This window comes from Bacillus songklensis, assembly GCF_042649685.1.
Taxonomy (GTDB): Bacteria; Bacillota; Bacilli; order Bacillales; family Bacillaceae_H; genus Bacillus_BA; species Bacillus_BA songklensis.
On the sequence record NZ_JBHRZT010000061.1, the window covers coordinates 1 to 517 of the forward strand.

The 517-nt window shown below is 50.7% G+C and carries 1 rRNA gene; it reads left to right on the top strand.

Features of this window, described 5'->3' with window-relative positions:
• Window positions 1-288 (top strand): 16S ribosomal RNA (locus ACFOU2_RS15105); the annotation flags it as partial.
• Between the last annotated feature and the right edge of the window lie 229 nt (window positions 289-517).

A 517-nucleotide genomic window follows, 5' to 3' on the forward strand; every position in this document is an offset into this window, starting at 1 on the left:
GTCGCGAGACCGCGAGGTGGAGCTAATCTCATAAAACCGTTCTCAGTTCGGATTGCAGGCTGCAACTCGCCTGCATGAAGCCGGAATCGCTAGTAATCGCAGATCAGCATGCCGCGGTGAATACGTTCCCGGGCCTTGTACACACCGCCCGTCACACCACGAGAGTTTGCAACACCCGAAGTCGGTGGGGTAACCGTAAGGAGCCAGCCGCCTAAGGTGGGGTAGATGATTGGGGTGAAGTCGTAACAAGGTAGCCGTATCGGAAGGTGCGGCTGGATCACCTCCTTTCTAAGGATTTATACGAAAAGCGAAGGCGACTGTTCAACCTTGACAGACGTTGGAACTTCTGACCGGGAAACCGCTCTTTGGTTTCATGGACAGAAGTGAAACGGCCGAAAGGTTAGGAGCCGTAGCTAGACATGAAATGTTGGCGTATGGTTTGTTCAGTTTTGAGAGTTCAACTCTCAAACGTTGTTCTTTGAAAACTAGATAACAGTAATAGCTGAGGAAAAGTGAA